The following is a 19,594-nucleotide window of genomic DNA, read 5'->3' as shown; positions in this document are numbered from 1 at the left end:
CATGAGCCAGTACAAGTACAAACTCCCCGATGTCGGCGAAGGCGTCGTCGAGGCGGAAATCGTCGAGTGGCACATCAAGGAAGGCGACCGCGTCGAGGAGGACCAGCACATCCTCGACGTGATGACCGACAAGGCGACGGTGGAAATCCCCTGCGCGGTCACCGGGACTGTCAAGAAGATCGTCGGCGAGCCGGGCGATGTTATCCCGGTGGGCACCGAGATCCTCGTCATCGATGTCGAGGGCTCCGTGCCCGAGGACGCCGAGGAAGACGCCGAGCCCGAAGCGAAGGACGCCGAGGTCGAGAAGAAGGACGCGGTCAAGGCCGAGGAAGAAAAGCCCGCCGCGGCGAAGGAAGAGCCGAAGCCCGCCAAGGAAGACAAGCCCGCGCCGAAACCTGCTCCCGCGAAAGCCGCCTCCCGCCCCTCCGGAGAGAAGCCGCTGGCGAGCCCCGCGGTGAGGAAGCGCGCGCTCGACGCCGATATCGATCTTTCCGCCGTGCCCGGCACCGGTCCGGCCGGACGCATCACGCACGCCGACCTGGACGACTTCATCGCGGCCGGCGGGCGCCTCGTCTCGAAGGCGGGCGGCGGCGCCGGCGCGGGCCGTCGGCCGCGCACCGGCGTGGAGGAGAAGAAGGTCATCGGCCTTCGGCGCAAGATCGCCGAGAACATGGCCAAGTCCAAGCGCACCATCCCCCACATCACCTATGTGGAGGAGATCGATCTGACCGCGCTGGAGGACCTGCGCGCCCACCTCAACGCGACCCGGCGCGACGACCAGCCCAAGCTGACCATCATCCCCTTCCTGGTCGCGGCGCTGGCCAAGGCCCTGCCCGAGTTTCCGCAGGCCAACGCGCATTTCGACACCGAGGAAAGCGTGCTGACCCAGTACGAGGGCGTCCATTGCGGCATCGCCACGGCGACGCCGAACGGCCTCATGGTCCCGGTCATCCGCCATGCGGAAAGCCTGGATGTGTGGGAGATCGCCGACGAGCTGAAGCGCCTGGCCGAGGCCGCGCGCAGCGGCAAGGCGAAGAAGGAGGAGCTGTCGGGCTCCACCATCACCATCACCTCGCTCGGGGCCATCGGCGGCATCGTGACGACCCCGGTCATCAACCATCCCGAGACGGCGATCATCGGGGTGAACAAGATGATGACCCTGCCGCGCTATGACGAGGCGGGCCGGCTCGTGCCGAGGAAGATCATGAACCTCTCCTCCAGCTTCGACCACCGCATCGTGGACGGCTACGAGGCCGCCCGCCTGGTGCAGGCGATGAAGGCCCTCCTGGAGAACCCGGCGACGCTGTTCATGTGAGGACGGCGGTAGGCCCGGCAAAAACCCCGGCGCGCGCGAGCGGCCGGGGTTTTCTCGCTCGTCATTCCGGCGTCATTCCGGGCCAAGCGCGGGAGCGCGAAGACCAAGCACCCGGATGCACCGTCGAAGGCGTCATATCTGGGCTCCGGCTTTCGCCGGAATGACGAAGGGAGGACGCCGTCACCCCTTCGGCCGGTCCCGGCGTTCCTTCACCTCGGCGGAAATGCGCTCGATCAGGTCGTCGACCGGCATGGTGCCGAGATCGCCGTGGTCGCGGTGGCGGACCGCGACGGTGCCGGCCTCGGCCTCGGCATCGCCGACGACGAGCATGTAGGGAATCTGGCGCGTCTGGGCGTTGCGGATCTTCTTCTGCATGCGTTCGGCGGCGAGATCGGCCTCGGCGCGGATGCCGCCATGGACGGTCTCGACGGGCGCGAAGAAGAGCTTGTCCCTGACCTGCCTGGCATAGTCCTCGTGGCGGTCGGCGATCGGGATCACCATCGCCTGGACCGGGGCGAGCCAGCACGGGAACTTGCCGGCATAGTGCTCGATCAGGAAGGCGGTGAAGCGCTCGTGGCTGCCGAGCGGGGCGCGGTGGATGACGTAGACCGGCTTCTTCGACCCGTCCTCGGCCGTGTACTGAAGATCGAAGCGCTTGGTCGCCATGAAGTCGAGCTGGTTGGTCGAGATCGCGTACTCGGTGCCCACGACGGACTTCACCATGAAGTCGACCTTCGGCCCGTAGAACGCCGCCTCGCCCTCGACCTCCCTGTACGGATAGCCGGACTCGTCCATGGCCTCCTTCAGGATGCCCATGGCCTTCTTCCAGCCTTCCGGATCGTCGACATACTTGCCGAGATCCTCCATGTCGGGCAGCGACACGCGCATCCAGAAATCCTCGATGCCGAACATGCGGTAATACATGGCGTGCATGTGCATGACGGCGAGGAATTCGTCCTTGGCCTGGTCCTCGCGGCAGTAGATGTGGGCGTCGTTCTGGCAGAAGCCGCGCACGCGCATCAGGCCGGAGAGCCCGCCCGAGGCCTCGTAGCGATAGACCTGTCCGTACTCGGCGAGCCGCACCGGCAGGTCGCGGTAGGACCACTGGTCGTGGGCGTAGATCATGTGGTGGTGCGGGCAGTTCATCGGGCGCAGATAGTATTCCTGCTCCTCGATCATGATCGGGGCGTACATGTCCTCGGCGTAGTAGGGCAGGTGGCCGGACTTGTGGTAGAGGTCGCCCTTGGTGATGTGCGGAGTGGAGACGCGCTTGTAGCCCGCCTTGTGCTCTTCCGTCCGCGCCAGGCGCTCCAGCTCGTCGCGGATCACGTTGCCGGCGGGCAGCCAGAGCGGCAGGCCGGAGCCGACCTCGTCCACGATGGTGAACAGGCCGAGCTCCCTGCCGAGCTTCCTGTGGTCGCGCCTTGCCTGCTCCTCGAGCCGGTTGAGCTCGGCCTCGAGCTCCTCCTTGGTGTCGAAGCAGAGCGCGTGGATGCGCTGGAGCTGTTCGTTGCTGGCATCGCCGCGCCAGTAGGCGCCCGCGATCGAGCGCAGCTTGAAGTGACCGACCTGGGCGGAGTTGTCGACATGCGGCCCGCGGCACAGATCGACGAAATCGCCGGTCTTGAAGAAGGACACCGTGTCCACGCCCTCGCCGACGACGGATTCGTCGCCCGTCTCCTTGGCGATCGCCGTGGAGCCCTTCTCGCGCAGCAGCTTCAAGAGCTCGACCTTGAAGTCCTGGCCCTGCTCCTTCATGAACTCGATCGCCTGGTCGATCGGCAGGTCGATGCGCTCGAAGGGCAGCTTCTTCTTGCGAAGCTCCTTCATCGTCTTCTCGATGCGCTGCAGATCCTCCGGCGTCAGGGTCTCGTCGAGCGCGATGTCGTAGAAGAACCCGGTCGCGGTCGCCGGCCCCACGCCGAAACGGGCGTTCGGATAGAGCTCCTTGACCGCCGCAGCCATCAGGTGCGCGGCGGAGTGGCGTTTCGTATCGATCGGGAATTCTGTCTGCGACATGGGTCTGTTCGTTTCGCGTGAAGGCTGGGAAACCGCCCTGCTGCACCGCAGCGCAAACCGGGCGAAGCCTTCGATGTAAGGCCTTTGAAACGCCCTGTCCACGCGCGCGCGGGCGGGTCGTTCAGCGGAACCGGGCCTTCGCGCGGCTCGTTTGGCCGGTATGGCCTCCCTGCGCACCTACTGGAAGGGGCAATTGCGCCTCTCGCTCGTCTCCATCGATGTCGCGCTCCATGCCGCGACGGCGAGCAAGGGCCGCGTCTCCCTGCGCCAGATCCACGAGCCGACCGGCAAGCGCATCCGCTACCGCAAGGTCCCCGAGGGCGAGGACGAACCGGCCGAGGAAGAGGACATCGTCAAGGGCTACGAGGCCAGGAGCGGCGAGTACGTGAAGCTCGAGCCGGAGGAACTGGAGGACATCCGGCTGGAAACGCGCGACACGATCCGCATCGACCGCTTCGTGAAGCGCGGCGATGTCGATCCGCGCTATTACGAGCGGCCCTTTTATCTCCTGCCGCGCGGCAGGTCGGCCGCGCAGGGATTCGTGGTGATCCGCGAGGCGCTGAGGAAGAAGAAGGCGGTGGCCATCGGCCAGACCGTCTTCGCCGGGCGCGAGCAGCTCGTCTCGATCCGGCCCTGCGGGGACGGGATGCTGCTGGAAAAGCTGCGCTATGCCCAGGAGGTGCGCGCCAGCGACTCCGTCTTCGACGACATCCCCGACATCGATCCCGAGGAGGACATGATGGAGATGGCCGAGGACCTGATCGACAAGAAGATGGGCGAGTTCGACCCCGACGATTTCGAGGATTCCTACGAGACGGCCCTGCGCGACCTCATCGAGCAGAAGGCCGAGGAGGAGGAGATCGTCTCCCCGGTCGGCGAGGAGGAGGAGAAGACCGGCGAGGTCGTCGACCTGATGGAGGCGCTGAAGAAATCCCTCGAGCAAGAGGGCGGGAAGCAGAAGGCGAGCTGACCATGGCCGACCCCCTGAAGACATACGCCGAGCGCCGCGATCTCGAAGCCAGTCCCGAGCCCGCGCCGGAGGACCGCCAGGCCCCCGGCGGGCGGCGCTTCACGATCCATCGCCACGATGCCAGCCGGCTGCATTACGATCTGCGCCTCGAGGTCGGCGGGGTGATGAAGAGCTGGGCGATCACCAAGGGGCCGAGCCTCGACCCGTCCGACAAGCGCCTCGCGGTCGCGACCGACGACCACCCGGTCAGCTACGGCGATTTCGAGGGCACAATCCCCGAGGACGAGTACGGCGCGGGCACGGTCATGCTGTGGGATTACGGCCGCTGGGTGCCCGACAAGGGCCTGCCGCAGGACGCGCTGGAGGACGGCGAACTCACCTTCGAGCTGTTCGGGGAGAAGCTGAAGGGCAAGTGGGCGCTGGTCTACATGGACACGCGCTCGGGCAACGAGAACTGGCTCCTCATCAAGCAGCGCGACGAGGCGGCGAAGGAGGACACCGAGGCCGAGGACCTGCCGGCAAGAAGCGCGAAGACGGGCTACGGCATGGAAACCATCGAGGAGAAGTCCGGCGACGGCCGCGTGGAGACGAAGGACCGGCGCGGGTCCGCGAGCCCGCCCGATTTCCGCAAGCCCCAGCTGGCCACCCTGGTCGAGGCGCCTCCCGAGGGCGACGAGTGGCTGCACGAGATGAAGTATGACGGCTATCGCCTGATCGCGGCCGTCGGCGGCGGCAAGGCAAGGCTCTACACCCGCAACGGCAAGGACTGGAGCGAGCGCTTCCCGCAGATCGTCGAGGCGCTGGAAGACCTGAACCTGGAAAGCGCCCTCATCGACGGGGAGGCGGCCGTTCTGAAGGAGAGCGGCCTGTCGGACTTCTCCGCCCTGCAGGAATCCCTGTCCAAGGGCCGGAAGGACATCGTCTTCTTCGCCTTCGACCTGCTCGAACTGGATGGCGAGGATTTCACCGACAAGGCGCTGGAGGACCGCAAGGCCGAGCTCTCGCGCGTGTTTTCCGGCGTGACCGGCGCGCTGCGCTATGCCGACCATGTCGCGGGACGCGGGGACGCGGTCTACGACAAGGCCTGCGAGGCCGGGGCCGAGGGCATCCTCTCGAAGAAGAAGACCTCGAAATACCGCGCCGGCCGGAAGAAGACCTGGCAGAAGGTCAAGTGCACGCTGCGCGAGGAGGCCGTCATCGCCGGCTGGAGCCCCTCGGACAAGGACCGCCCGTTCTCCTCGCTGATCCTCGCCACGAACGAGGACGGCGACTGGGTCTATCGCGGCCGGGTGGGCACCGGCTTTTCCGCCGGCGCCCTGGACGCGATCGGCGAGGCGCTGAAGGAGATCGAGCGCAAGACCTCGCCCCTGAAGGACATGCCGGACGAGGTGAAGGACGCCCGCTGGGTCACCCCGAAGCTCGTCGCCGAGATCGAATATGCCGAGCGCACGAAGGAGGGCCGCTTCCGCCATGCGAGCTTCCTCGGCATAAGAGAGGACAAGGAGGCCGAAGAGGTCTCCGCCGAGGCGGTCGAGCCCGATGACGGGATCTGAGGGATCATGAGCGGGGGGCTGACGCATCCAGACCGGGTCTATTTCCCGGACGCCGGCGTCACCAAGGCCGATTACCGCGACTATCTGCTGGGCATCGCCGAGCGCATCCTGCCCCACGTGGCGCGCCGCCCGCTCTCCCTGGTGCGCTGCCCGGACGGGATCGGGGGCGAGTGCTTCTTCCAGAAGCATCACGCCAGGGGCATGCCGGACGGCTTCAGACCGGTCGAGATCGAGGAGAAGAGCGGGAAGAGCCGGGATTATCTCGCGATCGAGGACGAGGCGGGGCTCGAGGCCTGCGCCCAGTTCGGGGCGCTGGAGCTGCATCCCTGGGGCTCGACCCTGGCGGACATCGAACATCCCGAGCGGGTGATCTTCGATCTCGACCCCGATATCGGCTACGATTTCGGGGATCTCAAGCAGACCGCCCGCGACATCGCCGATCTCCTGCGCACCGCCGGGCTCGAACCCCATGCGCTGCTGACCGGGGGCAAGGGCATCCACGTCATCGCCCCGCTCGACCGCTCGGCCGGCTGGGACGAGGTGAAGACCTTCGCCCAGGGGCTCGCCCGGGCGCTCGAGGCGAACGACCCGTCCCGCTACGTGTCCTCGGCGAGCAAGGAGAAGCGCAAGGGCCGGATCTTCGTCGACTGGCTGAGAAACCAGCGCGGCGCCACCGCGATCGCGCCCTACTCGGTGCGCGCCAGGCCGGCTGCGACGGTGGCCACCCCCGTCCGCTGGGACGAGCTGCCGCGCATCGAGCAAAGCGGCGCCTACACGCTGAAGACCCTGCCGCGCCGGCTGGCCGGGCTGAAGTCGGATCCGTGGGCGGATTACTTCAGGTCAGCGGCGCCGCTGCGGGAGGGGGCTCTGGAATGGGCAAGGGGGTTCCTGTAGGCCGAGGGCTCGCTGCCCGGCGGATCACATCCGGGCCCGCTTCACCGCCGCCCGCCAGCCCGCGATCAGCGTCTCGCGGTGGCCCGCCTCCATCGCGGGCGTGAAGCTGCGATCGGCCTGCCAGAGGGCGGCGGCGTCGGAAATGGCGGAGAACAGGCCCGCGCCGAGCCCGGCCAGGAAGGCCGCGCCCCAGGCCGTGGTCTCGGCATTCCTCGGACGGATGACCTCGCTGTCGCAGAGATCGGCGAGACGCTGCATCAGCGCGTCGTTGACGACCATGCCGCCATCGACCTTCAGCCGGGCCACGTCCGCGCCGTCGGCGGCCATGGCGTCGAGCAGGTCGCGGGTCTGGTAGGCGACCGAGTCCAGCGCGGCGCGCGCGATCTCGGCCCGGCCGGCGCCGCGGGTGAGCCCGCTGAGAAGTCCTCGCGCATCGGCGTCCCAGTGCGGTGCGCCGAGCCCGGTGAAGGCCGGGACCAGATAGACCCCGCTGTCGGGATCGGCGTCGCGGGCGAGCGCCTCCACCTCGGAGGATCTCGAGATGATGCCGAGCCCGTCGCGCAGCCATTGGACCGTCGCCCCGGCCGAGAGCACCGAACCTTCCAGCGCGAAGCTGGAAGTGCCGTTCAGGCGCCAGGCGGTGGTGGCGAGCAGGCGGTTCCTGGAGATCACCGGCGCGGGACCGGTATTGAGCAGCATGAAGGCGCCCGTGCCGTAGGTCGACTTCATCTCCCCGGGTTCCAGGCAGGCCTGCCCGATCGCTGCGGCCTGCTGGTCGCCGGCCGCACCGGTGATGGGGATAGCCTCGCCGAAGACGGACGGGTCGGTGTCGCCGTAGCGCTCCGCGCAGTCGACGATCCTCGGCAGCACCTCGCGCGGGATGTCGAACAGGGCGAGCAGGTCGTCGTCCCAGTCCTGCGCCACGAGATCGTAGAGGCTCGTCCGGCTCGCATTCGTCGCGTCGCTGACATGGACCCTGCCGGCGGTGAGGCGGAAGATCAGGAAGCTCTCCACCGTGCCGAAGCAGAGCTCGCCGCGCTCTGCGCGCTCGCGCGCGCCCGGCACGGTGTCCAGGATGAAGGCAAGCTTGGTGGCGGAGAAATAGGGATCGAGCACGAGCCCCGCCTTCTCCAGCACCATCGCGCCGTGGCCCTGCGCCTCGAGACGGGCGGTGGTCTTCGCGGTGCGCCGGTCCTGCCAGACGATCGCGTTGTGGATGGGCCGGCCGGTCGCCCGGTCCCAGACCAGCGTCGTCTCGCGCTGGTTGGTGACGCCGAGACAGGCGATCGCGTAGCCGAGATCCTGCGCGGCGGAGACGGCCTTCCGCGCCGTGGAGAGCACCGTCGCCCAGATGACCTCCGGATCGTGCTCGACCCAGCCGGGCCTCGGGTAGTTCTGCGCGAACTCCTCCTGCGCCACCGCGAGCGCCATGCCCTCGCGGGTGAATGCGATGGCCCGGCTCGATGTCGTGCCCTGGTCGATCGCCAGGATGGCGGTCCGGTCGCTCACGCCTGCCCCCGTCTTCCGTTCGCGCGCGTTTCTCCCCGAAGGCTTGCCCGCAGGCGCGTCCCGGTGCAAGCAGGTTGGAAGAAAAGGGGGCGATGATGAGCCAGGACTTCGCGATCGACTATCTGCTGAGCCCGACCGGGGCGCGCCTCGCCGCCCGCGTGAAGCCGGCGCAGGGCCAGCCGCGCGCCATCGTGATGATCCATCACGGCCTTGCCGAGCATGCCGGGCGCTATGCCCGCTTCGCCGATTTCCTGTCTGCGCGCGGATTTCACGTCTGCGCGCACGACCATCGCGGCCACGGCAAGACCGAGGCGCCGGACGCGCCGCGCGGCGTGTTCTCGCTGGAGGGCAATGGCTGGGACAAGGTGATGGCCGATGCGATCTTCCTGCGCGGCTACATGAACGAGCGTTTCGGCGATCTGCCGACCATCGTGTTCGGCCATTCCATGGGCGGGGTCGTGGCGATGAACCATGCCCAGGACGAGCATCGGCGCCTCGCCGGCGTCGCGGTGTGGAATTCCAATCTCGCGCTCGGCGGAATGACCGGCCTGATGCGCGCCGTCTTGTGGACGGAGGGCCTGTTCAAGAAGGAGACCGAGATCTCCACCTGGCTCAACGCCCTGACCTTCGACCAGTTCGGCAAGCAGGTGAAGCACCGGCGCACGCCCCAGGACTGGCTCTCGCGCATCCCCGAGGAGGTCGACGCCTATATCGCCGATCCCGATGCCGGCTGGCGCCCGACGATCTCGCTGTGGAAGGACCTCGTCACCGGGTTCGAGCGCGCCGAGGACGGCGCGCGCATCGAGGCGATGCGCCGCGACCTGCCGATCCACCTCGCCGGCGGCGGCGCCGATCCGGCCACGGACAATGGCAAGGCGGTCAGGAAGTTCGCCGAGCGCCTGAAGGCCGACCGCTTCACCGACCTCACGCTGAGGATCGACCCGAAGGGCCGGCACGAGACGCTCAACGATCTGGGGCGCGAGGCGGCGATGGACGATTTCGCCGACTGGGCGGACAGGGTCGCGATGTGAGGCGGGAGCCTCGCGGCTAGATCCGCTTCGCGTCCTGCGCCTCCTGGCGCTGATGGGCGATCAGCGTGCCGAGGAGGTTCATCTCGCGCAGGGTCGGCTTGCCTTCGGCCATGCGGATGATGTTGCGGTAGAAGAAGGCCATGGTCGCAAGGCCGTTCACCGCCTTCATCACCGCAAGCCTCGAATGCGGGCCGAAAATCCCCGGCCCCACGCGCAGGCGCGTCTCGAAGGCGTCGAGGGCCTCGATCTCGCTGGCGAGGAGTTTCTTCGGGGCGTCCGGATCGACGCAGAGCGGCCGGCCGATCCCGATCACCGCGACGCCCTCCTCGACCGCGGCCTCCATCGCGGCCCGGGTGCGGAAGCCGCCGGTGACCATGACGGGCGTCTTCGCCCGGGCGATGACCTGCGCGGCATAGCCCATGAAATAGGCCTCGCGCGCCCGCGTGCTCGCCCGGACGTTTTCCTCTAAGACCGGTTCGAGACCGTCGAGACCCATCATGCGCGGCTGCTCGTAGCTGCCCCCGGAGATCTCCAGCAGGTCGATGCCTTCCGCATCCAGAAGATCGACGACCTGGAGGCAGTCCTCGAAGGAGAACCCGCCCTTCTGGAAGTCCGAGGAGTTGAGCTTGACCGCCAGGACGCGGTCCGCCCCGATCGCGGCGCGCACGGCGCGCACCGTCTCGACCAGCAGGCGCGCGCGGTTCTCGAGGCTGCCGCCCCACTCGTCCTCGCGCCGGTTGACGCGCGGATTGAGGAACTCGCTGATGAGATAGCCGTGGGCGGCATGGATCTGCACCCCGTCGAACCCGGCCTCCACGAGCGTGCGCGCGGTGTGCGCGAAGCGGCCGATGATGCCGGCGATCTCGCCGGCCGTGAGCGCGCGCGGCTTGGCGTAGAGCCCGCCCGGTAGCTTCACCGCGACCGCGCTCGGCCCCACCGGCTCGGGCGCGACCGATCTCGGCGACTGCCGGCCGGCGTGGGAGATCTGCGCCAGCGCCACCGCCCCGCCCGACTTCGCCGCCGCAGCAAAGCGTTCCAGCCCCTTCAGGGCGTTCGCGCTCTGCTCGCCCTCGACCACGACATTGGCCGGGCGTTCGCGGTATCTGCGGTCCACCATCATGTTGCCGGTCAGGATGAGCCCCGCCCCGCCCTGTGCCCAGGCGGTATAGGCGCGCACGATGCGCTCGCCGGCGATGCCGCCCGGCTCGGCCAGCCCCTCCGTCATCGCCGCCTTCGCCAGGCGATTGGGAATCCTCGCGCCGCATGGCAGGGTGAGCTCAGACGACAGAGTCACGGGGAGGCCCTTTCATGATCGAACATATCCGCACGCGTTCGCCGATCTCGCTCAGGCGCTGGCTCGGCCGCCGCATGGCCGCCAAGGCGGGCAGGACCTCGCTCTCGCCGGACAATCCGCCCGAGGTCGCGCGCGCCATGATGGACAAGGCGGGCGAGCGCGTGCCCGCGGCCTCCGGGGTGGAGATCGGGCGCATCGAATATGCCGGGCGTCCGGCCCTGCGCTTCATCCCGCCCTCCCCGCGTCCCGGCGCGCTGCTCTTCCTGCACGGAGGCGGATATTCGCGCGGATCGTCCCACAGCCACAAGCCCGTGGTCTCGAGACTGTCGAAGGCTCTGAGCCTGGAAGCCGTCTCGCTGGATTACCGCCTCGCGCCCGAGCATCCTTGCCCGGCAGGGATCGAGGACGCGCTCGCGGCCTTCCGTACGCTGCGGAGCGATGTCCAGGGCCCGATCCTGGTCGCCGGCGATTCGGCGGGCGGCGGGCTGACGCTCGCTATGACGCTGCGCCTCAAGGCCGGCGGGGAGACGCTGCCCGACGCGCTCTACCTGATCTCGCCGTGGACGGATCTGACGATGTCGGGAGACAGCGCGAAGACGCTCGACGGCATCGACCCGATGCTGCGCGCGCACTATCTCGACAAGGGCGCGGCTATCTATGCCGGAAAGACGGACCGCGCCCATCCCGACTGCTCGCCCCTGTTCGGCGATCTTTCCGGCCTGCCGCCGACCCTCATCCAGGTGGGCTCCGACGAGGTGCTGCTCGACGACTCCACGCGCCTCGCCCAGCGCCTCGAGGCGGCGGGCGTCGAGGTGCGCTGCGAAGTCTGGGAGAGGATGTGGCACGACTTCCCGCTCTTCGCCCCGCTGCTTCCCGAAGCCGACCGGGCGATCGCGCGGGTGGCGGACTGGGCGCACGGCTATCTCTCGGCCAGCCAGTCGGCCTGATCGGGCCGGGCGAGCGCGAAGGCGAACGCGCTCGCCAGCCCCGACCAGTTATTGGTGATCCGCCCGTCCGACGTCTTGTACCAGCTCGGGCAGTTCCCGGCCCACACCGTGCCGGCAAGGCTCTCCTGCACGCGCGCGTCGAAGCGCGCCTGCGCCTCGGGCTTCACCGAGAGCGCCTTGATGTCCTCTTTCAGGATACGGCCGATCTTGTTCGCCACGTATTCGGCCTGGCGCTCGCTCATGAAGATGATCGAGTTGTGTCCCAGATTGGTGTTCGGCCCGTAGAGCATGAAAAGATTGGGGAAGCCGGCGACCGCGACGCCGCGATAGGCCGAGGGCGAGCCGGCCCAGGTGTCCTGCAGCGTGCGCCCGTCCGGTCCGGTCACGTCCAGCGTCGACAGGAACTCGGTAGTCCTGAAGCCGGTGGCCAAGACGATCGCATCGGCCGGTACGCGCTCGCCCGCGCCGGTGAGGATGGCGTCCGCCTCGACCCGCGCCACGCCGTCGGTCACCAGCGAGACGGTCTCGCGCTGCAGCGTCTGGAAATAGTCGTTGGACAGGAGGATGCGCTTGCAGCCGGGCGCGTAGCGGGGGGTGAGCTTCGCCCGGAGCGCCGCGTCCGGGACCTGGCGTTTGAGCTGCCGCATCAGATCCCAGCGCGTGAAGCGTCCGGCGAGGCTGTTCGCGCGAAAGGCCGTGTAGCGGCTCTCGTGGATGAGGAAGCTGCCGAGCCGGTAGAGACGCCGGTAGCCGGGCAGGTTGCGGAAGAGCCATTTCTCCAGCGCGGTGAACCTGCGGTCCGGCTTGCCGATCACCCAGTTGGGCGTGCGCTGGAAGACGGTCAGCTGCGCCGCCTCTTCCGCCACGATCGGCAGGAGCTGGATCGCGCTCGCCGCATTGCCGATCACCGCGACGCGCTTGCCCGAGAGGTCGACGCTGCGGTCCCAGCGCGCGGTATGCATGACGAGGCCGCCGAACCCGTCGAGGCCCTCGATCTCCGGCACGAAGGGCTCCGACAGCTGGCCGACGGCGCTCACCACGGCGCGGGCCTTCAGTGTACGGCCATCCTCCAGCGCGACCGTCCAGCGGCCCTCGCCGCGATCGAAGGCGAGCGCCTTCACCGCCACGCCGAAGCGGCAATGGGGATAGAGTCCCTCGCGCCCGGCGACGTCCTCGAAATACTCAAGGATCTCGTCGCGCGGGGCGTATTTGCGGCTCCAGTCGGGCTTCGGCGCGAAGGAGAAGGAGTAGAGATGGCTCGGCACGTCGCAGCCCGAGCCGGGATAGCGATTGTCGCGCCAGACACCGCCGACGCCACCGGACTTCTCCAGGATCAGGAAATCCGCGATGCCGCGCCGTTTCAGGTGATGGCCCATGGCGAGGCCGGACATGCCGGCCCCGACGACGAGCACATCGCACGAGGCCGGCAGCTCAGTCGCCATCGTACATCGCGTCGACGAGCGCCCTGTTGCGTTCGATGACCACCTTGCGCTTGACCTTCATGGTGGGCGTGAGCTCGCCTGTCTCCACGCTCAGCGGGGCGGAGAGCAGGCGGAACTTGCGGATATTCTCCACTCGCGCGTAGCGCTTGTTCATCGCGTCGACGCCGGCCTGCACCTCGGCGACGACCTCGGGATGGTCCGGCCCCGGATCGGCGATCCCCTTCTTCTTCGCGAAGGCGGCGAGCGCGTCGGCCGAGAGCGTCATCAGGGCGGTGAGGTAATGGCGCGCGTCCCCGACCACGACCGCGTGCTCGACGAGCGGGATGTTCATCAGGTCGGTCTCGAGATTGGCCGGCGTGATGTTCTTGCCGCCCGAGGTGATGAGGATGTCCTTGATCCGGCCGGTGATGGTGATGAAGCCGTCCTCGTCGACCTTCACCACGTCGCCGGTGCGAAGCCAGCCGTCGGCGGTGAAGGCTTCGGCGGTCGCCTCGTTGTTCTTCATGTAGCCGGAGAACAGGCCCGGGCCGCGCACGAGCAGCTCGCCCTCCTCGCTCACCTTCGTCTCGATGCCGGGGAAGGGCTTGCCGACCGAACCCAGCCGGACGGCGCCGGGAAGATTGGCCGTGGTCGGAGCGCTGGTCTCCGACTGGCCGTAGCCTTCCAGGATCGGCATGTCGAGCCCGGTGAAGAAGCGCAGGACTTCCGGGGAGATCGGCGCCGCGCCGGAGATGAAGGTGTCGGCCCGGTCGAGCCCGATCGCGCCCTTGATCTTCCTCGTCACCAGGCGGTTGGCGAGCTTGCGCTGCAGCGAGAGGAGCGCGCCGGGCGCGGCGCCGTTCATGTTCGCCGCGTGCCAGGCGCGATTGACCTGCATGGACCAGTCGAGAAGCGCCTTCCGCGTCCCGCTCGCCTCGGCCATGCGCGAGCGCAGCGTCTCGGCCATCTTCTCCCAGACGCGCGGCACGCCGAAGAACATCGTCGGGCGCACCGTGTTGATGTCCTCGGCCAGCGTCTCCATCGAGCGGGCGAAATACATCGCGTTGCCGCGGATCGGGTGGCAGTGCAGCGAGGCCTGCTGCTCGGCGATATGGGCGAGCGGCAGGTAGGACAGGCCGCGCCCCGTCTCGTCCCCGCCGAAGGACCGGGTGAGGAGATCGGCCGTCCAGGCGATCGCGCCGTGGGACAGCATCACCGCCTTGGGCGGGCCGGTGGTGCCGGAGGTGTAGATCAGCGCGCCGATATCCTCCGGCCCGATCCCGGCCAGGCGCGCATCCACCGTATCCTGATGGTTGCCATCGCCGAGCGCGAGGAAGTCGGTCCAGGACAGGATGTCGTCGCGGCCGGGATTTCCTTCCATCACCACGATCTGGCGAAGATCGGGGCAGTCGCGCCGGACCGCCTCGAGTTCCTCCACCTGTTCGAGGGTTTCCACGAGCAGCACCGGAGCTTCGGAATGCTGCAGGATATAGGCGCTTTCCGGCGGGGCGCTCGTCCAGTAGATGCCGGCCGGGCGCGCGCCGGTCATCATCGCCGCGTTGGCCATCACCGTCCATTCGGGCCGGTTGAATCCCAGGATGCAGACCGCGTCGTCCTTCCCGACGCCCAGCGCGACGAGCGCGCGGGCCGCCTGGCGGGCCTGATCGGCGTAATCGCGCCAGGTCGAAGCCTGCCATCCGCTCCCGTCATGGACGAGATAGGCCGGCGCGTCGGGACGCCGCCGTGCCTGGTCGATCAGGCGGGCGGGCGTTGTCGGAAACCAGTTCTCCTCACCGATGCGAGGCAGTTCGCTCCATGCCGTGTGCGCCACCGTGCTCCTCCCCGAGCTGCATGAGAACGCGCGCTTCGTCCGGGCTCGCGATCTCGCGGCCCGCCTTGCGCGCGCAGTTTGCCAGGGCCTCGATCAGGGCCCCGTTGCCGGCGGCGCGTTCGCCGTCCGGCAGGTAGAAGGTATCTTCCAGGCCGGTCCTGAGCATGCCGCCGAGATCGGCCGTCTTCTGATGGACCGGCCAGATCTCCTGGCGCCCGATCAGCGTCGTCTGCCAGGGCGCGCCCTCGCGCTTGTAATCGAGCAGGAGCTCGAGCAGGCGCGCATCCGCGGGCATGCCGCTCGCCACGCCCATCACGAAATTGTAGTGCGCGTTGGAGGCCATCCCGCTCTCGATATACATGTTGACCGAGCGCACGATGCCGACATCGAAGCATTCGAACTCGGGATGGGCGCCGGTCTCCTCCATGGCGTCGAGCATGGTCTGGACCTTCTCGACCGGATTGTCGAAGACCATGGGCGGCCAGGCCCAGCTGCCGTCGCTCCTCAGTTTCAGATAGTTGAGCGAACCGGCATTGCAGGCCGCGATCTCCGGCCTCACCCGGCGCATCACCGCGATCGGGCCGGAGACGTCGGGTCCCACGATGCCCGTGGTCTGGTTGATGATGACGCCGGGGCAGGCGGAGCGGATCGCCTCGACGATCTCGCCGCAGACATCGGGGTCCCAGGTCGGGAAATGACCCATGCCCTCTTCCTGCATGCGGAAATGGACGTGCATCACGCTCGCGCCGGCGTCGAAGGCCTCGCGCGCGGAGGCGGCCATCTGCTGCGGCGTGACCGGAACAGGATGGGTCTTGGGGTTCGTCAGAACCCCGTTGAGCGCGCAGGTGAGTACGGCCTTGTCCATGGGTCTAATCCTGTGACTGAAGATCGAGTTCGATCAAGACGGAACCGCTGGTCGCCTGCGATCCCTCGATTGCGTGAACGGCCGAGACCGTGCCGTCGGCTTGCGCGGTCAGGCGCATTTCCATCTTCATGGCTTCCATGACGGCGAGCACGTCGCCGGCCTTCACGGCCTGGCCGGGCCTGGCGTTGACCTTGACCACCGCACCGGAGACCGGGGCGGTGACCGTCGACGGATCGGCGCCCGCGTCCGGCCCCCAGGGCGAGGGCTCGCGCACGAGGAAGGTCCGTGCACCGATGGCGAGGTGGAGACCGTCGGCCGCGCAGGCGAGCGCGGCGGTCTTGACCACGCCGTCGAGCGCGTAGCGCACCTGCGCGCCCTGGCGGGCGACGAGGGCGATATCGGCCTTGTCCGCTCCGGCGTCGATCTGCAGCCGCCCCGGCCCGGTCTGGGTTATGCGCAGCGTGCGCGCCTCGCCTCCGGCTTCGAGCGGCAGATCGAAGCGGTCGACCGATCCCGAGCGCAGCGCGCCCTCCCGGGACGCCGCGAGCAGCAGGGCGCCGAGCGCGAAGGGCTCGAAGGGCGTGTCCTTCGCGGCGAAGGGGCCGGAACCGGCCTCCATCCAGGCGTCGAGATCGCCGGTGGTGATCTCGCCCCTCGCGAATTCGTCCGAGTCCAGAAGATCGATCAGGAAGCTGCGGTTCGTGACGAGGCCCAGCAGGGGATGGTCCTCGAGCCCCCGCTTCAGCTTCGCGATCGCCTCGGCCCGCGTCGCGCCGCGGGCGACGAGCTTGGCGACCATCGGGTCGTAGAAGGGCGTGACGCTGTCCCCGCTCTCGATCCCGCTGTCGATCCTGAGGCCCTCGGTCCTCGGCGCCGGATCGAAGTGGAGGACCGGGCCGGACTGCGGCGCGAAGCCGGCCATCGGGTCCTCCGCATAGAGCCGGACCTCGACGGCGTGGCCGCACAGGCCGATCTCCTCCTGCGTGGCGGGAAGGGCCTCGCCTGCCGCCACGCGCAGCTGCCATTCCACGAGGTCGGTACCGGTGACCAGCTCCGTGACCGGGTGCTCGACCTGAAGCCGGGTATTCATTTCGAGGAAATAATAGGACCCGTCCGCATCGAGCAGGAATTCCACCGTGCCCGCGCCGCGATAGCCGACGGCCTTCGCAGCCGCGACCGCGTCCGCGCCCATTCTCTCGCGAAGTTTCCCGTCGACCGCCGGGCTCGGGGCTTCCTCGATCACCTTCTGGCGCCGGCGCTGGGCCGAACAGTCGCGCTCGCCGAGATGGACCGTGTTGCCGTGCGCATCGGCGAAGACCTGGATCTCGACATGGCGGCCGCGCTCGATGAGCCTTTCCAGCAGCACGGTCTCGTCGCCGAAAGCCGACTTCGCCTCGCGCCTGGCCGCTTCCAGCTCGGTCTGGAAGTCCTCGGCCCTGCGCACGGTGCGCATGCCGCGCCCGCCCCCGCCTGCGGCGGCCTTGACGAGGAGCGGGTAGCCGATCCTGTCCGCTTCGGCCTTCAGATTGTCCGGGGACTGATCCTCGCCCTGCCAGCCTGGCACGACGGGCACGCCGGCCTCGATCATCTTCGCCTTGGCGCGCGCCTTGTCGCCCATCGCCTCGATGGCCGCGGCGGGCGGGCCGACGAAGACGAGACCGGCCTCTTCCACGGCGCGGGCGAAGGCGGCGTTCTCCGACAGAAAGCCGTAGCCGGGATGGATGGCGTCCGCTCCCGTGGCCTTCGCGGCTTCGAGGATCGCCTCGATCTTCAGATAGCTCTGCGCCGCCGGGGCCGGGCCGATGCGCACGGCCCGGTCGGCGCTGCGCACATGCAGGGCACGTTCGTCAGCATCGGAATAGACCGCGACGGTCGTGAGCCCCATGGCCTTCGCCGTGCGCATCACCCGCACCGCGATCTCGCCGCGGTTGGCGACGAGCAGGGTGGTGAGGGGACGGGTCACGCCTCGCCCTCCCGCGCCCACGCCGCCGGGCGCTTCTCCAGGAACGCCGTCAGCCCCTCCGCGCCTTCCTCGCTGCGCGCGGCGCGGGCGAAGATCCTCGCGGCATCCTCCACGAGCGCGCTCGCCGGCTCCAGGCGCGCGCGGGCGATGAGCTGCTTGGTGGCGGCGATGGCGTTCGGCGCGCCCTTCCGGATCTCGGCGAGCACCTGGGAAAGCGTGGCCCCGCAGCTCTCCTCACCGTCGCAGACATGGTGGACCAGGCCGAGCTTCAGAGCGCTCGCCGCGTCGATCTTCCCGCCGGTGACGGCGAGGCGCTTGGCCTGCGAATACCCCAGCCGTTCCACCAGGAAGGGCGCGATCTGGGCGGGCACGAGCCCGAGCCCGGTCTCGGGCAGGCGGAACAGGGCCGTCTCGCGGGCGATCGCGACATCGGCGACGCAGGCGAGGCCGAACCCCCCGCCCATCACCGCGCCTTCCAGCACAGCGACGACCGGCAGCCCCGTCCCGGCATAGGCCGCGCACAGATGGCCGAAACGGGCATTGACGCCGGCGATCGGATCCTCGCCGTTGCCGGGCCGGGCCTGCGCCGCGCCCATGTCCTTGACGTCCCCGCCCGAGCAGAAATGCCCGCCCGCGCCGCGCAGCACGATGGCGCGCGAGCCGTCCCGTTCGGCGCGTTCCAGCACCGCGAGCAGCTCGTCGACCATGGCGAGCGACATGGCGTTGCGCACCTCGGGCCGGTTCAGCGTCACATGCGTGACCCGCCCGCCGCGCGCGACCAGAAGGGTCTCGAACTCAGGCATTGCCGGAGCGGTCCTTCTTCTTGCCGGGCAGCGTGCCTTCGAGCTTGCAGATGATGCCGAGCATGATCTCGTCCGCCCCGCCGCCGATGGAAATCAGGCGGCCGTCGCGATAGGCGCGGGCGATCGGGTTGTCCTTGGTGTAGCCCATCCCGCCCCAATACTGCAGGCAGGTGTCGGCGACCTCGCGCGCCAGGCGCCCGCATTTCAGCTTGGCCATCGAGGCCAGGCGCGTGACGTCCTTGCCGGCGATGAATTCCTCCGCCGCGCGGTAGGTCAGCGCGCGCAGCGCCTCGACCTCGGTGCGCAGCTCGGCCAGACGGAAATGGATCGCCTGGTTGTCGATCAGCGGCGTGCCGAAGGTCTTGCGCTCGCGGGTGTACTCGATGGTGAGGTCGATCTGCTTGTCCAGCGATTTCAGCGAGCTGGCCGCGCCGTAGAGGCGCTCCTCCTGGAATTGCAGCATCTGGTAGAGGAAGCCCGCGCCCTCGTCCCCGATCCGGTTGCGCTTGGGCACCCGCACCCCGTCGAAGAAGAGCTGGGCGGTGTCGGAGGAATGCATGCCGATCTTGTGGATGGGCTGCTTCTCGATGCCCTTGGAATCCATCGGCACGATGATCAGGGACTTGTTGGAGTGCGCCTTGCCGTCCGAGGTGTTGGCGAGCAGGCAGCACCAGTCGGCCTGCAGCCCGTTGGTGATCCACATCTTCGAGCCGGTGATGACGTAGTCGTCGCCATCCGGGCGGGCCGTGGTCTTCACCGCCGCCACGTCAGAGCCCCCGCCCGGCTCTGAAACGCCGAGGCAGCCGACCATGTCTCCCGCGATCGAGGGCGCGAGCCATTCCTGCCTGAGCTCGTCCGACCCGAAGCGCGCGAGCGCGGGCGTGCACATGTCGGTATGCACCCCGATCGCCATCGGCACGCCGCCGCAAGCGATCAGCCCCAGCTCCTCGGCAAGCACGAGCGAGTAGGAAAAATCGAGCCCGGCCCCGCCGAACTTCTCCGGCCAGCGAAGGCCCAGGAGCCCGAGATCGCCCATCTTCTTGAACACCTCGTGGGCCGGGAAGGGCGGATGCTCCTCCCATTCGTCGACATACGGATTGATTTCCTTCTCGACGAATCTCGCGACCGTCTCGCGGAGCTGGTCGTGCTGCTCGGTGAATTGCATCTCTACCTCCTTTG

Annotated in this window: 15 protein-coding genes; 6 read left to right on the top strand and 9 right to left on the bottom strand. The window is 68.6% G+C overall.

The window, feature by feature from the left end; all coding sequences use genetic code 11:
* Nucleotide 1: 1 nt before the first annotated feature.
* The gene (locus JW792_RS15430; RefSeq protein WP_135994912.1) at nt 2-1,315 is read left to right on the top strand and encodes a dihydrolipoamide acetyltransferase family protein; all 1,314 of its coding nucleotides are present in this window, start codon (nt 2-4) and stop codon (nt 1,313-1,315) included.
* Nucleotides 1,316-1,495: 180 nt separating this feature from the next.
* Here the strand turns inward: JW792_RS15430 and thrS are convergent, their stop codons facing one another.
* Complete coding sequence (gene thrS, locus JW792_RS15425) at nt 1,496-3,334, bottom strand: threonine--tRNA ligase (RefSeq protein ID WP_135994913.1); 1,839 nt, start codon at nt 3,332-3,334, stop codon at nt 1,496-1,498.
* A 160-nt stretch (nt 3,335-3,494) separates the two neighbouring features.
* Here thrS and ku point away from each other — a divergent pair, with 160 nt between their 5' ends.
* The 3 genes from ku to ligD (JW792_RS15410) are packed head-to-tail and all read left to right on the top strand — an operon-like array spanning nt 3,495 to nt 6,751.
* Nucleotides 3,495-4,304, top strand: coding sequence for a non-homologous end joining protein Ku (gene ku, locus JW792_RS15420; protein WP_206340828.1), 810 nt, complete (start codon nt 3,495-3,497; stop codon nt 4,302-4,304).
* Between the two features lie 2 nt (nt 4,305-4,306).
* Nucleotides 4,307-5,857 carry a non-homologous end-joining DNA ligase gene (ligD, locus tag JW792_RS15415; RefSeq protein ID WP_135994914.1) on the top strand — a complete coding sequence of 517 codons (1,551 nt, stop codon included), beginning with the start codon at nt 4,307-4,309 and terminating at the stop codon, nt 5,855-5,857.
* 6 nt (nt 5,858-5,863) lie between these two features.
* Nucleotides 5,864-6,751, top strand: coding sequence for a non-homologous end-joining DNA ligase (ligD, locus tag JW792_RS15410; RefSeq protein WP_135994915.1), 888 nt, complete (start codon nt 5,864-5,866; stop codon nt 6,749-6,751).
* 24 nt (nt 6,752-6,775) lie between these two features.
* On the opposite strand, the gene glpK is transcribed toward ligD (JW792_RS15410), so the two are convergent.
* Nucleotides 6,776-8,260: a glycerol kinase GlpK gene (gene glpK, locus JW792_RS15405; protein WP_135994916.1), complete on the bottom strand. Its 1,485-nt coding sequence runs from the start codon at nt 8,258-8,260 to the stop codon at nt 6,776-6,778.
* A 95-nt stretch (nt 8,261-8,355) separates the two neighbouring features.
* Between glpK and JW792_RS15400 the strand changes: the two genes are divergently transcribed.
* A complete protein-coding gene (locus tag JW792_RS15400; protein WP_158291544.1) occupies nt 8,356-9,291 on the top strand; it encodes an alpha/beta fold hydrolase in 936 nt (311 codons plus the stop codon).
* A gap of 16 nt (nt 9,292-9,307) precedes the next feature.
* On the opposite strand, the gene JW792_RS15395 is transcribed toward JW792_RS15400, so the two are convergent.
* Nucleotides 9,308-10,585 (bottom strand): NADH:flavin oxidoreductase/NADH oxidase family protein, encoded by a 1,278-nt coding sequence (locus JW792_RS15395; protein ID WP_135994918.1) that lies wholly within the window; start codon nt 10,583-10,585, stop codon nt 9,308-9,310.
* Between the two features lie 14 nt (nt 10,586-10,599).
* Between JW792_RS15395 and JW792_RS15390 the strand changes: the two genes are divergently transcribed.
* Nucleotides 10,600-11,532, top strand: coding sequence for an alpha/beta hydrolase (locus tag JW792_RS15390; RefSeq protein WP_135994919.1), 933 nt, complete (start codon nt 10,600-10,602; stop codon nt 11,530-11,532).
* On the opposite strand, the gene JW792_RS15385 is transcribed toward JW792_RS15390, so the two are convergent.
* From JW792_RS15385 to JW792_RS15360, 6 genes are read right to left on the bottom strand one after another with little or no spacing between them, the layout of a single operon-like run.
* Nucleotides 11,505-12,974 carry a flavin-containing monooxygenase gene (locus JW792_RS15385; protein WP_135994920.1) on the bottom strand — a complete coding sequence of 490 codons (1,470 nt, stop codon included), beginning with the start codon at nt 12,972-12,974 and terminating at the stop codon, nt 11,505-11,507. The genes JW792_RS15390 and JW792_RS15385 overlap by 28 nt on opposite strands.
* Nucleotides 12,964-14,784 carry an AMP-dependent synthetase/ligase gene (locus JW792_RS15380; RefSeq protein WP_135994921.1) on the bottom strand — a complete coding sequence of 607 codons (1,821 nt, stop codon included), beginning with the start codon at nt 14,782-14,784 and terminating at the stop codon, nt 12,964-12,966. Before JW792_RS15380 ends, JW792_RS15385 begins: the two co-directional genes overlap by 11 nt.
* The gene (locus JW792_RS15375) at nt 14,744-15,649 is read right to left on the bottom strand and encodes a beta-keto acid cleavage family enzyme (RefSeq protein WP_135994922.1); all 906 of its coding nucleotides are present in this window, start codon (nt 15,647-15,649) and stop codon (nt 14,744-14,746) included. Before JW792_RS15375 ends, JW792_RS15380 begins: the two co-directional genes overlap by 41 nt.
* Before the next feature lie 4 nt (nt 15,650-15,653).
* Nucleotides 15,654-17,612 carry an acetyl/propionyl/methylcrotonyl-CoA carboxylase subunit alpha gene (locus JW792_RS15370; protein WP_135994923.1) on the bottom strand — a complete coding sequence of 653 codons (1,959 nt, stop codon included), beginning with the start codon at nt 17,610-17,612 and terminating at the stop codon, nt 15,654-15,656.
* On the bottom strand, nt 17,609-18,415 hold the full coding sequence (locus JW792_RS15365; protein ID WP_135994924.1) for an enoyl-CoA hydratase/isomerase family protein: 807 nt from the start codon (nt 18,413-18,415) through the stop codon (nt 17,609-17,611). The genes JW792_RS15370 and JW792_RS15365 overlap by 4 nt, the downstream gene beginning before the upstream one ends.
* On the bottom strand, nt 18,408-19,580 hold the full coding sequence (locus tag JW792_RS15360; RefSeq protein WP_135994925.1) for an acyl-CoA dehydrogenase family protein: 1,173 nt from the start codon (nt 19,578-19,580) through the stop codon (nt 18,408-18,410). Before JW792_RS15360 ends, JW792_RS15365 begins: the two co-directional genes overlap by 8 nt.
* Nucleotides 19,581-19,594: the final 14 nt, after the last annotated feature.

The sequence above is a fragment of the Marinicauda algicola genome (genome assembly GCF_017161425.1).
Classification (GTDB): Bacteria; Pseudomonadota; Alphaproteobacteria; order Caulobacterales; family Maricaulaceae; genus Marinicauda; species Marinicauda algicola.
The sequence above is the reverse complement of the archived record's forward strand: the minus strand, read 5'-3'. Positions and strand labels throughout refer to the sequence as shown.

Excerpts from the sequence above, each read along its gene's own strand:
- JW792_RS15365 (WP_135994924.1), bottom strand. The coding sequence starts at position 18,415 with ATGCCTGAGTTCGAGACCCTTCTGGTCGCGCGCGGCGGGCGGGTCACG.
- JW792_RS15400 (WP_158291544.1), top strand. The coding sequence starts at position 8,356 with ATGAGCCAGGACTTCGCGATCGACTATCTGCTGAGCCCGACCGGGGCG.
- ku (WP_206340828.1), top strand. The coding sequence starts at position 3,495 with ATGGCCTCCCTGCGCACCTACTGGAAGGGGCAATTGCGCCTCTCGCTC.
- JW792_RS15390 (WP_135994919.1), top strand. The coding sequence starts at position 10,600 with ATGATCGAACATATCCGCACGCGTTCGCCGATCTCGCTCAGGCGCTGG.
- JW792_RS15430 (WP_135994912.1), top strand. The coding sequence starts at position 2 with ATGAGCCAGTACAAGTACAAACTCCCCGATGTCGGCGAAGGCGTCGTC.
- ligD (WP_135994915.1), top strand. The coding sequence starts at position 5,864 with ATGAGCGGGGGGCTGACGCATCCAGACCGGGTCTATTTCCCGGACGCC.
- JW792_RS15360 (WP_135994925.1), bottom strand. The coding sequence starts at position 19,580 with ATGCAATTCACCGAGCAGCACGACCAGCTCCGCGAGACGGTCGCGAGA.
- JW792_RS15385 (WP_135994920.1), bottom strand. The coding sequence starts at position 12,974 with ATGGCGACTGAGCTGCCGGCCTCGTGCGATGTGCTCGTCGTCGGGGCC.
- ligD (WP_135994914.1), top strand. The coding sequence starts at position 4,307 with ATGGCCGACCCCCTGAAGACATACGCCGAGCGCCGCGATCTCGAAGCC.
- thrS (WP_135994913.1), bottom strand. The coding sequence starts at position 3,334 with ATGTCGCAGACAGAATTCCCGATCGATACGAAACGCCACTCCGCCGCG.
- JW792_RS15375 (WP_135994922.1), bottom strand. The coding sequence starts at position 15,649 with ATGGACAAGGCCGTACTCACCTGCGCGCTCAACGGGGTTCTGACGAAC.